The sequence below is a fragment of the Terrabacter sp. 05T424 genome, assembly GCF_056396225.1.
Genome location: NZ_JBFTLB010000001.1, coordinates 490,751 through 503,365, shown reverse-complemented (window position 1 = coordinate 503,365; position 12,615 = coordinate 490,751). Strand labels below are relative to the sequence as shown.

Here is a 12,615-nt window from a genome sequence, read left to right as displayed (position 1 = left end):
GAAAACGAGCACTCGACGGTCAGCCCCCATCGAGTGCCCAGTTCCCGACGTAGAAATTTGAGCACTCGACGGTCAGCCCCCATCGAGTGCCCAGTTCCCGACGTAGGGACTTGAGCACTCGACTCCCAGGCCCGGTCGAGTGCCCAGTTCCCGACGTAGGGACTTGAGCTCTCAACTCCCGGCCCCATCGAGTGCCCAGTTCCCGACGTAGGGACTTGAGCACTCGACTCCCGGCCCCATCGAGTGCCCACTTCCCGACGTAGGGAAAATGAGCACTCGACTCAGGCGAGGGAGTCGACCCAGGCGCGGTGCAGGTCGGAGAACCGTCCCTCGCCGCCGTCGATGAGCTCCTGCGGTGCGCCGTCCTCGACGATGCGCCCGTGCTCCATGACGAGCACCCGGTCGGCGATCTCGACCGTCGAGAGCCGGTGCGCGATGACGATCGCGGTGCGGCCGGCGAGGATGGTGTGCAGGGCCTGCTGCACGAGCCGCTCGGACGGGATGTCGAGCGACGACGTGGCCTCGTCGAGGATGAGCACGGCCGGGTCGGCGAGGAAGGCGCGCGCGAAGGCGACGAGCTGCCGCTGGCCGGCGCTGAGCAGGCCACCTCGGTTGGAAACCTCGGTGGCGTAGCCCTCCGGGAGCGCGGTGATGAAGCCGTGCGCGCCGAGGGCGCGAGCCGCGCGCTCCACCTGCTCGTCGGTCGCGTCGGGTCGGCCGAAGCGGATGTTGTCGGCGACGGTGCCCGAGAAGAGGTAGTTCTCCTGGGTGACCATGACGACCGCCCGGTGGAGGTCGTCGGACCGCACGCTGCGCAGGTCGACGCCGTCGAGCAGCACGGCCCCACCGGTGGGGTCGTAGAAGCGCGTCGCGAGCTTGGCGACGGTCGTCTTGCCGGCGCCGGTGGTGCCGACGAGGGCGAGCGTCTGGCCGGCCGGGACGGTGAGGTCGAGGTCTGGCAGCACGGCCGTGCCGGCGACGTACTCGAACGCCACGTGGTCGAACCGCACCTCTCCGCGCACGTTCGCGAGTGCCGTCGGCGCGGTGGGTTCGGGCACGTCGGGAGTCTCCTCGAGCACCCCGGACAGCTTCTCCAGCGCCGCCGATGCGGACTGGAAGGTGTTGTAGAACTGCGAGATCTCCATCATCGGCTCGAAGAACTGACGCAGGTAGAGCAGGAACGCCGCGAGCACCCCGACGGTGACCTCCCCGTTGAAGGCGAGGTAGCCGCCGTAGAGCAGCACGATGGCGATGGTGACGTTGCCGATGAGGCGGATGCCGGGCATGAACCAGGCCACCAGTCGGAAGGCCCCCAGGTTGGCCTGGCGGTACTGGTCGTTGACGTCGTCGAAGATCTGCTGGTTGCGCGGCTCACGGCGGAACGCCTGCACCGCGCGGATGCCGTTCATCGACTCGACGAAGTGCACGATGACGAGGGCGACCTTCTCGCGGGTGGCACGGTAGCTGCGCGCCGACGCCTTGCGGAACCAGTTGGTGAGCCACGCCAGGAACGGGCCGCACAGCAGCGCCACGAGGCCGAGCTTGAGGTCGAGCACGAGCAGCAGCGCCGACGTGCCCACGAGGGTGAGCGCGGCGGTGACGAGCCCGTCGAAGCCGGTCTCGAGCATCTCGTAGATGGCGTCGACGTCGGAGGTCTGGCGCGAGATGACCCGACCGGAGGTGTAGCGGTCGTGGAACGCCGGGCTCAGGTGCTGGAAGTGCCGGAAGATCCGCCGCCGGATCGAGAGCAGGATGTCCTGACCGATGGTGCCGGAGCGGACGAGGAACAGGTTGCGGGCGACGGCCTGCGTGATCGTGGCGACCAGGACCAGGCCGACGACGAGCAGGAGCGGCTCGAGGTCGCCCGTCTCGCGGATCGGCGGGATGCCGACGTCGATGCCCTCCTTGACGAGGTAGGGGATCGAGAGGCGCGCAGCGTTCTCGACGACGACGACGACCATGAGCATCCACAGCGCCTTGCGCCAAGGTCGCAGCAGGTCGCGCAGGAGCCGCCGTGAGCGGGTGGCGAGACGCGCTGAGGTCTCGGCGGTCAGCTCGCCCTCGATCTCGTCGGCGGCGACGCCGCGCCAGCGCTGCGCCTCGTGGGCCGGCTGGGTGGGGGCGCTCATGCCGACACCTCCTCGGACGAGTCGCGAGGCGCGTCACAGGCGGAGTCGGGGTCGGAGACCGGGTCGGCGGCCAGCAGCTCGCGGTAGGCGGGAACCGTGTCGAGCAGCTCGCGGTGGGTGCCCACGTGCGTGATCGTGCCGTTCTGCAGCAGCGCTACCCGGTCGGCGAGCAGCACGGTCGAGGCCCGGTGGGCGACGATGAGCCCGGTCGTGTCGGAGAGCACCCGGGAGAGGGCCTCCTCGACGAGCTTCTCGGTGTGCACGTCGAGCGCGGAGAGCGTGTCGTCGAGGACGAGCACCGCAGGCCGTGAGAGGACCGCCCGAGCGAGGGCCAGCCGCTGGCGCTGCCCACCGGAGAGCGACATGCCCTGCTCGCCGATGCGCGTGTCGAGACCCCACGGCAGGTCGTGCACGAAGCCGGCCTGCGCGATCTCCAGAGCCGCGAGCACCTCGTCGTCGGGTGCGTCGGCGCGACCCAGCGTGACGTTCTCGCGGGCGCTCATGGAGAAGAGCGTCGGCTCCTCGAAAGCCGTGGCCACGAGGCTGCGCAGCTCGCCGAGCTCGAGGTCGCGCACGTCGACGTCGTCGATGGTGATGCGACCCCGGGTGACGTCGAACAGCCTGGGCACGAGGGCCGTCAGTGCCGTCTTGCCCGTGCCGGTGGCGCCGACCAGAGCGAGGGTCTCGCCCGGGGCGAGGTCGAGGTTCACGTCGCGCAGCACGAGCTGGTCGGGGGCGTCGGGGAAGGCGAAGTCGACGTGGTCGAACCTCAGGTGCCCACGGCGGGCCGCGGCCGGCAGCTCTCCCGAGACGATGTCAGGTGGCGTGTCGAAGATCTCGAGCACCCGAGCGGCCGCGGTCATCGCCTCCTGCGACATGGCGAGGATGACGCCGAGCGAGGAGACGGGCCAGACGAGCGAGAGCATCAGGGTGATGAAGGCGACGAGCTCGCCCGGTGTCAGCGCGCCGCGCCCGACGCCGATCGCCCCGAGGAGCAGGACGACGACGACGGCGAGGTTGGGGATGACCTCGAGGAAGGTCCAGAACTTGGCCGACAGCCGAACCTTGTCGATGCTCGTCGCGCGCAGCTCGAGAGCGGCGCGGTCGTAGCGCTCGGCGACGTGGTCGCTGCGGCCGAAGGACTTGATGACGCGGATGCCGACGGCCCCCTCCTCGGCCTGGGTCGCGAGGTCGCCCTGCTGGTCCTGGACCCGGCGCGACACGACGACGTAGGCCTTCTCGAAGCGCATCGAGAGCCAGATGATCGGCACGGCGACGGCGGCCACGACGAGTCCGAGCGGCCAGTACATCGTGAGCAGGACGACGGTGACGGCGACGAGCTGCAGCACGTTGACGACGAGGAAGAGCAGGCCGAACCCGCTGAAGCGTCGGATCGCCGAGAGGTCGGTCGTGGCGCGGGAGAGCAGCTGGCCCGACTGCCACCGGGAGTGGAAGCTCATCGGCAGGCTCTGGAGCCGTTCGTAGAGGTCGCGGCGCAGCTGGGTCTCGAGTCCGAGCACCGCGTTGGACTGCACCCATCGACGCACGAAGATCAGCACCGCCTCGAGCACGCCGAGGACCAGTGCGAGCAGGCCGAGCGGCAGCACCGGGGCGAGCTCGTGCCGGGTGATGGGCCCGTCGATGAGGGCCCGCGTGACGAGCGGGATCGCGATCGACAGCCCGACCCCGGCCAGGGACGCTGCGAACATCACGACGAGTGCCCACCGGTGCGGGCGCAGGTAGCCGCGCAGGCGCCAGAGCGCGTGGACGGAGGCGGGCGGGTGCGAGGCTGGTCGTTCAGGCATCAAGGGATGACGATATCCCCGACCACCGACAGTGATACCTCTGGGTCAGATCTTTTCGCGAGAGGCCTCCTCGACCCGCCACGTCAGACCTGGCGCAGGTCGTCAGGTCGCCTCGTTGTCCCAGGGCGTCGGCACCGTCGGATCGTGCCAGCGCGGGGCGCTGACCGGCTTGTCGACGACGGGATCGGGCTCGGTCTCCTCGGGCGGGGAGGACAGGGCGTCGCGCACGATCTTGCGCGGGTCGTACTGCCGCGGGTCGTAGGCCCGCCAGTCGACGTCGGAGAACTCCGGACCCATCTCGTCCTTGAGCTGCTGCTTGGCCCGGTCGGCCATCGTGCGGGCCTGCCGCACGAACTTGCCGAACTTGGCGGCGTACTCGGGCAGGCGCTCAGGCCCCAGGATGACGATGGCGAGCAGACCGAGCAGGAGCAGCTCCCACCCGTTGATGTCGAACACAGTCCCTCGCTTCCAGCGCGTCTCGGCTGCGCCATCCTATGTCGGCCGGCCGGGAGCTACTTCGCGGGCTCCGCCTCGAGCGTCATGCTCAGCTCGATCTCCTTGCCGCCGCGCTCGACCGTGAGCTTCACGGTGTCGCCGACGGCCCGCGCGCGGATCGCGACGATGAGCTGGTCGGGCGTGCGGATGCGCTTGCCCTCGAAGCCGACGACGACGTCGCCGCCCTTGACGCCGGCCTTGGCGGCGGGGCCGTCAGCGGTCACGGCGCCGGGCGTGGAGAGGACCTGGGCGCCGTCGCCGGAGAACGTGCGGTCGAGCGAGACGCCGATGATCGGGTGGGTCGCCTTGCCGGTGGCGATGAGCTGGTCGGCGGTGCGTCGCGCCTGGTCGCTGGGGATGGCGAAACCGAGCCCGATGCTTCCCCCCGTGGAGCCGCTCGTGCCCGGAACGCGGGCGATGGCGCTGTTGATGCCGATGACCTCGCCGCTCATGTCGAGCAGCGGACCGCCCGAGTTGCCGGGGTTGATGGCCGTGTCGGTCTGGATCGCGTTGATGAACGAGGACTCGGTGCCCTCACCCGCGCTGACCGGTCGGTTGAGCGCGCTCACGATGCCGGTGGTCACGGTCTGGTCGAGCCCGAGCGGCGCCCCGACGGCGATCACCTGGTCACCGACGACGACCTTGTCGGAGGGTCCGAGGCGCAGCGGCGTCAGGTCGGTGCGGGCGATCTTGAGGACGGCGAGGTCGTAGCTCGTGTCGCGCCCGACGATCGTGGCCTTCTGGGCGTCGCCGTTGCTGAGCACGACCTCGATGTCACCGTCGGGAGCCGCTGCGACGACGTGGTTGTTCGTCAGCACGTGTCCCTTGTTGTCGATGACGAAGCCGGACCCGGTGGCCGAACCCTCGCTGCCGCCGTCGACCTTGATGGTGACGACGCTGGGCAGCGCGACCGCGGCGATGTTGGCGACGGAGCCGGGCGGTCGCGCGGTGGCGCCGGGACCGGGCTCGGGCAAGGTCGAGGCGCCGGTGTTGATGCGGCCCTCGGCGAGCTGGCCCGCCACCCCGCCGACGACACCTGACAGCAGGCACAGGCCCGCCACGGCGGCCACGAGCCGGCCCCGGCGTCGACGTGCAGGAGGGGTGGGCTCGTCGGTGAGCAGGACACCGCCGCCGACCGGCGCGTCGGGCACGGTCGAGCCGTTGGCCAGGCCCTGGGGGCCTGCGCTTGCGTATGCCGTCGGGCCGCCTGCCGCCGCCGCGCCGAGACCTGCGCCCGCTGGGCCACCGGCAGGGCTGCCGGCGTCGGTCGTGGGACCTGACCTCGACTGGCTGTTCGCCGCGTCGGGCACCGGTGGGGCATACGCCGAGCGGTGCGCCTCCTCGGCGCGCGCGTCGGCGCGGTCGCTGCCCCAGGGACTGTCGGCCTTGGCGGGAACGCCGGCGCCCTCACCCGGGTGCTCGCCGCCGAAGACGTCGAACCAGGCGTCGTCGCCGCTGTCGTCGCGGGCGGGGGCGGCATCGCCCGCACCCGTGGGCGCAGCGGTCGAGCCACCGCTCGGGCCCGTGGCGACGGACGACACCTCAGGCGCGGGCGTGGATGCCGCCGACGCAGCCGGAGGGGCCGCGGGGATGGCGCGGGTGTCGTGCAGGTCGATGATGCCGGTCTGCTCGCGCTCGGGCGCGGGGGCCCAGGCGTTCGCGGAGCCCTCGCGGTCAGGTCGTGCAGGCTCACCGGGCTCGGGGGCCTGCGCGCCAGGGGTCGGCTCGCGGTCCGGTGTCGTCGACTCGTCGGTCATGGACCTGATTGTGTCGAACCGACGTCGGCACCACGCAAGAGGGCCGGTGCCTCGGAGGGCGTGGGCGCACGGTTGACGACCCGGGTCGTGACGACCCAGTAGGCGGCGCGCCCGCCGAGGTCGGTGCGCTGCGAGTCGCGCTTGGACACCCGGCTCACCGGCAGTGCGGTGCCACCGAGGTTCGAGGAGCTCGCCGGGTTGGCGCCGAAGTTCGCCGCGGGTCCATGCACCACGGCGGTGCGGGTGCCCGGGACCGGGGTGATGGCCAGGCCCCAGGCTGCGGCGACGGAGGCACCGGCTGCGATCGAGGCGACGACGGCGGCGCGCATCGGCGAGCGGTGCAGGGCCGGTGCCGTCGGGCGCACGGTGGGCACCGGGTCGTAGGACGGCGCGGACGGCATACGGAAGCCGAGGGGTGGCATCGGGACGCGCGGCGCGCTGGGCGCCGGCGCGGCCTGGGCGGGGACCGCCGAGGCGAGACCCATGAGCGAGGTGCGCAGGCTCATCGGCACGCCGGTGTCGGCGCGCAGGGACGCGACGATGCGCCGCTCCTGGTCCGCGGCGGCGCGGCACGTGGTGCAGCAGACGACGTGCTTGTCGTAGAGGTGCATGAGCGCGGGCGGGAGCGCGTGGTCGACGTAGGCGCGCACGTGCCCCTTGAGGTGCGGCGTCACGACATCACCCCCGACCCCATCAGCGCGTGCTCGCCGCGACTCGACGACCGGGAAGGCGCAGGCCGGCGCGGCCGGTGCGCGTGCCGGGCTTGGCGGGACGGGCCGCAGCGGCGACCTCGGGGGCGCGGTGGGCCAGCGCCTCACGCAGCTGGGCGCGGCCGCGATGGATGCGGGAGCGCACCGTGCCGAGCTTGACGCCGAGCGTCGCGCTGATCTCCTCGTAGGAGAGGCCCTCGATGTCGCAGAGCACGACGGCGGCCCGGAACTCGGGCGCGAGCGCGTCGAGCGCCCGCTGCACGTCGTCGTCGAAACGGGCGTCGTGGTAGGTCTGCTCGGGGCCCTTTTCGAAGCTCGGGATGCGACCCGCGGCGTCGTCGGGCAGCGCGTCGAAGCGGATGCGCTGCTTGCGCCGCATCTTGTCGAGGAAGACGTTCGTGGTGATGCGGTGCAGCCAGCCCTCGAACGTGCCGGGCTGGTAGGAGTGCAGGGACCGGAAGACGCGCACGAAGACGTCGTGCGTCAGGTCCTCGGCGTCGTGAGGGTTGCCCGTCAGGCGGTAGGCGAGGCGGTAGACGCGGGCCGAGTGCTGCTCCACGATCTCCTCCCAGGTGGGAGGCGTCCATGTCGAGTCGGCCTGCTCCCCGCGGGCGGGAGAGGTGGACGTCACGCTGGTGCTCACTGGAGAACGGGGCCTTTCACGGGGATGGTTCAACGACAAGAACGCCGCCGATGTTCGATTCGTTCCCGCTGATCGTCCCGAATCAGGCTGTCGGAGCGCCAGCCGGAACCTGTGGATCGGCTGTGGGGGCGTGTCAGGGACGGTCACGGTGACTGCTCGCTGCCGTCGTGCGGAGCGGCCTCGTGGTGGCGCCGGCCGTGGGTGCGGCGCTCCTCCTTCATCTCCGCCTCGAAGAGGTGGCGCCGGCCGCCGACGAGGTCGTCCCTGGCGAGCGCCTCGAGCCGCTTGAACGTCGCGTAGTAGCCGTCGTCGTACTCCTCGACGATCTGGAAGGTCCACCGGCCCTCGACGACGTTGCGCCCGACCAGCTCGGTCGAGATCGTGTCGGCGAGATCCGGGTGGCCCGCGTCGCGCAGCAGGTCCACGGCCTCGCCGAGCGCCAGGTCGGCCGTGCCCGTCAGTCGGTGGAACCCGTAGAGGTGCCCCCGGGCGTCCTCGACCACCTCGAGCGCCTCGGAGAGCTTGCCGAGTGCCTCGACCGTCGCGTCGTCGACCCCATCGGGACGACGGTGCTCGGTCGTGGGGCTGTCCGCTGCGTCCATGACCTGATCCTTACCCGATCAGGCCTGACAGGTGGCCGAAGCCGCACATCCGGTCACAGTAGGGTGACGGACATGAGCACCCAGAAGGTCGCAGCCTGGTCGCACGCCGAGGACTTCGTCGCCGCGAGCGAGCACGTCGACGAGGCCCGCCGCCGGGGTGAGGAGCTCGGCGCCGAGTCGGTCGGCAACGGCGTCGGCTCGGTGCTGCAGATGCTCGCGGCGGCGATCGGAGCCAAGGCGGTCATGGAGATCGGCACGGGCGCCGGCGCCTCCGGCCTGTGGCTGCTCGGCGGCATGCCGGCCGACGGCATCCTCACGACGATCGACCTCGACACCGAGCACCAGCGCGCGGCCCGCGAGGCGTTCGCGGCGGCCGGGATCGCCCATCAGCGCACCCGCGTCATCGCCGGCCGCGCCCTCGAGGTGCTTCCCCGCATGACCGACGCCGCCTACGACCTCGTCGTCGTCGACGCCGACAAGCACGAGTACCCCGACTACCTCGCCCAGGCCACGCGGCTGCTGCGTCCCGGCGGCACCCTCGTCATGACGTGGAGCGACAAGGAGTCCGACCCGGCCAACCGCGACGCCGAGACCCGCACGCTGCGTGACGTCGGCCGCAGCATCCGCGACCACGACCAGTTCGCCGTGTCGCTCCTGCCCGTCGGCGAGGGCCTGCTCGTCGCCGTCAAGCGCTAGATCACGTATGCCGCCCGGCAGGCCGGGCGGCATACGCCCCGGTCGAGGCGGGCCGGGACGCGAGACGGCCCCCGACCGGACTGGTCAGGGGCCGTCGAACCTGGATCAGGCGAAGGGTCAGTTGACGCCGTCACAACCCTGGATCGCGTCACGCAGAGCCGCAGCCTCGTCGGGGGTCATCTCGACGACGAGCCGGCCACCGCCCTCAAGGGGCATCCGCAGCACGATGCCGCGGCCCTCCTTGACGACCTCGAGCGGGCCATCGCCGGTCCTCGGCTTCATTGCTGCCATGGTTCCCCTTCCCTAGGAATCCTCGGTCTTTGGCCCCATTATTCCGTGTCTCGTTTGCGAGACCTAATCCGGGATGTGAGAGTCCGCACGTCAGGGCCCCAGGGAGCCCGCAACGCTTCCGTCCCGGGACGGATTGGGACAGAGTGACGCCCATGACCGAGACCGCCGACGACCGCCGCACCGACGAGACCCCCGGCTCCCCCGCCCCGCTGCTCGTCGAGGTCACCGACGGCATCGCCTGGCTGCGGCTCAACCGGGCCGACGCCATGAACAGCCTCGACAACGCGCTCAAGGACGCGCTCGTGTCGGCCCTGCGCGAGGTCGGCGACGACCCCGCGGTGCGCTGCGTCGTGCTGACCGGCACCGGCCGCGCGTTCTGCGTGGGCCAGGACCTCAAGGAGCACGTGCGCAGCCTCGGCGACCCGACCTCCACCCTCGCCACGACGGTGACCGACCACTACAACCCGATCGTCACGGCGCTCTCGACGATGAACAAGCCAGTCGTCGCCGCCCTCAACGGTGTGGCTGCCGGTGCCGGGCTCAGCTTCGCCCTCGCCTGCGACTTCCGCATCGCGTCGGACCGGGCCGGGCTCAACACCTCGTTCGCCGGCATCGCACTCTCGTGCGACTCGGGCGCCTCGTGGTCGCTCCCCCGTCTCGTCGGGCCGGCTCGCGCCAAGGAGCTGCTGCTGCTGCCGCGCACGGTCCCTGCCGACGAGGCGCTCGCGCTCGGCCTGGTGACGAAGGTCGTGCCGGCCGACGAGCTCGAGGCCGCGGTGGGCGAGCTCGCGCGTCAGCTCGCCGACGGACCGACCCTCGCCTACGGCTCGATCCGGCGGGCCGTCGCGTACTCGGCGAGCGCCGACCTGGCCGACGCCCTCGCGAACGAGGCCGAGCTGATGGCCCTCACCGGCGCGAGCAACGACCACCGTGCCGCTGTCGACGCGTTCCTCGCCAAGCAGGCCCCCACCTACACCGGCACCTGAGGTGTCCCGGGCGCCGCCCAGGTCACGGTGGGTAGTCGCCCGTGGGCGAGGGGACGTAGCGCCACAGCACGTCGGTCCACCAGTACTGGCCGGCGACGAAGACCACGAGGATCGGAACGAACCGCCACAGCAGGCGCCTCCACGTGTTGCCGCGCCGGTCGGCCCAGCCGGCGCCCAGCACGACGACGAGCAGCGGGAACAGGGGCAGCAGGTAGCGGAAGATGCTGGTGAACGGGTCGAGCGTCGCGATGAGGTAGAAGGTGTAGCCCAGCGTCCAGGTGCGCAGGTCGGCACCGAGGTTGCGCGCCCACGGTCCGAGGACCATGAGCAGGATGACGATGGGCCCGCCGACGAGCCAGGGCCCCCATGTCGGGTCCTGCACCCGGTCGATCCACGGCACGAACAGCTGGACCGTGTCGTAGCTGCGCCACGAGGCCATCGTGTCGGTGTAGGCCGAGCTCGACCCGGTGCGCCACCAGGCGATCGCCGGCCAGAGCAGGCCGGCCACACCGCAGCCGACGAGCGAGGCGAGCATGGACGCGTACGTCCCCGTCGTGATCGGCCGCTCGCGCCGCCTCCGCCACCGCATCACGACGACCACGAGGGTCACGAGACCCAACGGCACCGCGATGGGCCGTGACAGGCCGATGAGCAGGGCGACCGCCGTCGCGACCAGCCAGCGCTCCCGCGAGAGCGCGTAGAGGTAGCCGAGCAGCAGCAGCATCGCGAGCGACTCGGTGTAGGCGAGCTGGAGCGTCACCGAGGCCGGGAAGCTCGCCCAGAGCGCGACGACGAGGTATGCCGCCGGGTCGCCGATGCGCTCGCGGAGCAGCAGCCCCATGAGGACGGCGGCGCCGACGCCGCAGAGCAGCGCGATGGTCGAAGCGACGGTCGGGAAGCCGAGACCGGTGAGGGTCATGAACAGGCGCGACAGCAGCGGGAAGAGCGGGTAGAAGGCCCACGGGTTCTGCCCGACCCTGCCGGAGTCACCGACCGGCAGGACGTCGGGGTAGCCGCTGTCGGCGATGCGGCCGTACCACTCGCCGTCCCACAGGGCCGTGAACGAGAAGTAGGTGACCGGCACCCCCTCGCCGCCCGTCATGCTGCTCGGCACCTGGTGCGGCAGCACGAGCAGCAGGATCGTCGTCGACACGACACGGGCGAGGGCGTACGCAGCGAGCACCCACGCGATGAAGACGCGCCGTGAACCCAACGGGCGCAGCGGGTGGATCTGGGTCATGGGGTGCGTTCGTGACCGACCGACGGTGCGGACGGCGTACGTGCCTCGCCGTCGTCGACTTCCGGTGCATCGTGCTCGACGACGGGGTCCGGCGAGGGAGCGGCGACGCGACGTGCCCCGGGGTGGGGCCCCGGGTCGGTGCCGGGCTCGCGCTCGGGGCCCGGCTCGGGGTCGGACCCGTCATCGGTGGCGGCCTCAGCGGCAGCCGGGACGGGCTCACCGCGCAGCACGGCGATCTCCTCGTCCTTCTCGCGCAGCTCGCGACGCAGCCGGTCGACGACACCGTCGACCTGGCTCATGCGGTAGCCGCGCGCCCCGACGTCGAAGACGAGGTCGTCGAAGTCGGTGTCGGCGAGCGCCTCGTCGGGCAGCGGCTCGTGGCTCAGGCTCGAGCTCGCGCGCCCGAGGCCGCCGCCGGCGAGCCCCAGCAGGAGCGCCACGACGAGGCACAGCACGATGATCCCGACGAGGAGGATGAACCACTTCACGTGCGCGGCTCCTCGTAGGTGCGGATCAGCTTGACGGCCTCCTGCGGGTCGTCCGTGACGACGAGCCGGTCGAGGTCGGCCGGGCTGATCATGCCGTTGTCGAGCACCGTGGAACGCAGCCAGTCGAGCAGGCCCTGCCAGTAGTCCACGCCCATGAGCACCACGGGGAACTCGGTGACCTTGCGGGTCTGCGCCAACGTGAGCGCCTCGAAGAGCTCGTCGAGCGTGCCGAACCCGCCGGGCAGCACGATGAACCCGCGGGAGTACTTGAGGAACATGACCTTGCGGGCGAAGAAGTAGCGGAAGTTGATGCCGAGGTCGACGTACTCGTTGAGCCCGGTCTCGAAGGGCAGCTCGATGCCGAGCCCCACCGACGTGCCCTTCGCCTCGAACGCGCCCTTGTTGGCCGCCTCCATGGCGCCCGGGCCGCCGCCCGTGATGACGGCGTAGCCCTCCTCGACGAGCAGGCGCCCGACCTCGACACCGATGGCGTATGCCGGGTCGTCGGGTCGCGTGCGCGCGGAGCCGAACACGGCCACGGCCGGGCCGAGCTCCGACAGGGCGCCGAAGCCCTCGACGAACTCCGACTGGATGCGCATGACCCGCCATGGGTCGGCGTGAAGCCAGTCGGCGGGCTGATGGCCCTCGAGCAGGCGCTGGTCGGTCGTGGTCGGGGGCACCTTGTGACGGCGCAGGGTCACCGGGCCGGTCTGGCGGCGGTCCTCGCGCGGCTCCCCGGGGATGCGGGCGTCGGGCTGTTCGTCGGTCACACC

At 71.5% G+C, this 12,615-nt stretch carries 13 protein-coding genes; 2 read left to right on the top strand and 11 right to left on the bottom strand.

Translation table 11 applies throughout. The features are described from left to right. Window positions 1-281: 281 nt before the first annotated feature. The 7 genes from AC1DE0_RS02360 to AC1DE0_RS02330 all read right to left on the bottom strand — a co-directional run bounded on the left by AC1DE0_RS02360 (window position 282) and on the right by AC1DE0_RS02330 (window position 8,141). Window positions 282-2,129 (bottom strand): ABC transporter ATP-binding protein, encoded by a 1,848-nt coding sequence (locus AC1DE0_RS02360; RefSeq protein WP_478096715.1) that lies wholly within the window; start codon window positions 2,127-2,129, stop codon window positions 282-284. Then, window positions 2,126-3,934, bottom strand: a complete 1,809-nt coding sequence (locus AC1DE0_RS02355) for an ABC transporter ATP-binding protein (RefSeq protein ID WP_478096713.1) — start codon at window positions 3,932-3,934, stop codon at window positions 2,126-2,128. Before AC1DE0_RS02355 ends, AC1DE0_RS02360 begins: the two co-directional genes overlap by 4 nt. Window positions 3,935-4,036: 102 nt before the next feature. Continuing rightward, window positions 4,037-4,390, bottom strand: coding sequence for a Sec-independent protein translocase protein TatB (gene tatB, locus AC1DE0_RS02350; protein ID WP_478096711.1), 354 nt, complete (start codon window positions 4,388-4,390; stop codon window positions 4,037-4,039). Between the two features lie 56 nt (window positions 4,391-4,446). After that, a complete protein-coding gene (locus AC1DE0_RS02345; RefSeq protein ID WP_478096707.1) occupies window positions 4,447-6,186 on the bottom strand; it encodes a S1C family serine protease in 1,740 nt (579 codons plus the stop codon). Next, complete coding sequence (locus tag AC1DE0_RS02340; RefSeq protein ID WP_478096704.1) at window positions 6,183-6,860, bottom strand: hypothetical protein; 678 nt, start codon at window positions 6,858-6,860, stop codon at window positions 6,183-6,185. The genes AC1DE0_RS02345 and AC1DE0_RS02340 overlap by 4 nt, the downstream gene beginning before the upstream one ends. 19 nt (window positions 6,861-6,879) lie before the next feature. Then, window positions 6,880-7,539: an RNA polymerase sigma factor SigE gene (gene sigE, locus AC1DE0_RS02335; RefSeq protein ID WP_478096702.1), complete on the bottom strand. Its 660-nt coding sequence runs from the start codon at window positions 7,537-7,539 to the stop codon at window positions 6,880-6,882. Window positions 7,540-7,682: 143 nt separating this feature from the next. Beyond that, window positions 7,683-8,141 (bottom strand): hypothetical protein, encoded by a 459-nt coding sequence (locus AC1DE0_RS02330; protein ID WP_478096700.1) that lies wholly within the window; start codon window positions 8,139-8,141, stop codon window positions 7,683-7,685. A gap of 72 nt (window positions 8,142-8,213) precedes the next feature. Here AC1DE0_RS02330 and AC1DE0_RS02325 point away from each other — a divergent pair, with 72 nt between their 5' ends. Continuing rightward, window positions 8,214-8,837, top strand: a complete 624-nt coding sequence (locus AC1DE0_RS02325) for an O-methyltransferase (RefSeq protein WP_478096698.1) — start codon at window positions 8,214-8,216, stop codon at window positions 8,835-8,837. 117 nt (window positions 8,838-8,954) lie between these two features. Here the strand turns inward: AC1DE0_RS02325 and AC1DE0_RS02320 are convergent, their stop codons facing one another. Further along, window positions 8,955-9,128 carry a DUF3117 domain-containing protein gene (locus AC1DE0_RS02320; RefSeq protein WP_013493416.1) on the bottom strand — a complete coding sequence of 58 codons (174 nt, stop codon included), beginning with the start codon at window positions 9,126-9,128 and terminating at the stop codon, window positions 8,955-8,957. Window positions 9,129-9,280: 152 nt separating this feature from the next. Here AC1DE0_RS02320 and AC1DE0_RS02315 point away from each other — a divergent pair, with 152 nt between their 5' ends. Next, the gene (locus AC1DE0_RS02315) at window positions 9,281-10,114 is read left to right on the top strand and encodes an enoyl-CoA hydratase/isomerase family protein (protein WP_478096696.1); all 834 of its coding nucleotides are present in this window, start codon (window positions 9,281-9,283) and stop codon (window positions 10,112-10,114) included. Window positions 10,115-10,136: 22 nt separating this feature from the next. Here the strand turns inward: AC1DE0_RS02315 and AC1DE0_RS02310 are convergent, their stop codons facing one another. From AC1DE0_RS02310 to AC1DE0_RS02300, 3 genes are read right to left on the bottom strand one after another with little or no spacing between them, the layout of a single operon-like run. Next, window positions 10,137-11,354, bottom strand: coding sequence for a hypothetical protein (locus tag AC1DE0_RS02310; RefSeq protein WP_478096694.1), 1,218 nt, complete (start codon window positions 11,352-11,354; stop codon window positions 10,137-10,139). Further along, window positions 11,351-11,842, bottom strand: a complete 492-nt coding sequence (locus AC1DE0_RS02305) for a cell division protein DivIVA (protein WP_478096692.1) — start codon at window positions 11,840-11,842, stop codon at window positions 11,351-11,353. The genes AC1DE0_RS02310 and AC1DE0_RS02305 overlap by 4 nt, the downstream gene beginning before the upstream one ends. Then, window positions 11,839-12,612, bottom strand: coding sequence for an LOG family protein (locus tag AC1DE0_RS02300; RefSeq protein WP_478096690.1), 774 nt, complete (start codon window positions 12,610-12,612; stop codon window positions 11,839-11,841). The genes AC1DE0_RS02305 and AC1DE0_RS02300 overlap by 4 nt, the downstream gene beginning before the upstream one ends. Window positions 12,613-12,615: the final 3 nt, after the last annotated feature.

Excerpts from the sequence above, each read along its gene's own strand:
- AC1DE0_RS02360 (WP_478096715.1), bottom strand. The coding sequence starts at position 2,129 with ATGAGCGCCCCCACCCAGCCGGCCCACGAGGCGCAGCGCTGGCGCGGC.
- AC1DE0_RS02355 (WP_478096713.1), bottom strand. The coding sequence starts at position 3,934 with ATGCCTGAACGACCAGCCTCGCACCCGCCCGCCTCCGTCCACGCGCTC.
- AC1DE0_RS02345 (WP_478096707.1), bottom strand. The coding sequence starts at position 6,186 with ATGACCGACGAGTCGACGACACCGGACCGCGAGCCGACCCCTGGCGCG.
- AC1DE0_RS02330 (WP_478096700.1), bottom strand. The coding sequence starts at position 8,141 with ATGGACGCAGCGGACAGCCCCACGACCGAGCACCGTCGTCCCGATGGG.
- AC1DE0_RS02325 (WP_478096698.1), top strand. The coding sequence starts at position 8,214 with ATGAGCACCCAGAAGGTCGCAGCCTGGTCGCACGCCGAGGACTTCGTC.
- AC1DE0_RS02320 (WP_013493416.1), bottom strand. The coding sequence starts at position 9,128 with ATGGCAGCAATGAAGCCGAGGACCGGCGATGGCCCGCTCGAGGTCGTC.
- AC1DE0_RS02315 (WP_478096696.1), top strand. The coding sequence starts at position 9,281 with ATGACCGAGACCGCCGACGACCGCCGCACCGACGAGACCCCCGGCTCC.
- AC1DE0_RS02310 (WP_478096694.1), bottom strand. The coding sequence starts at position 11,354 with ATGACCCAGATCCACCCGCTGCGCCCGTTGGGTTCACGGCGCGTCTTC.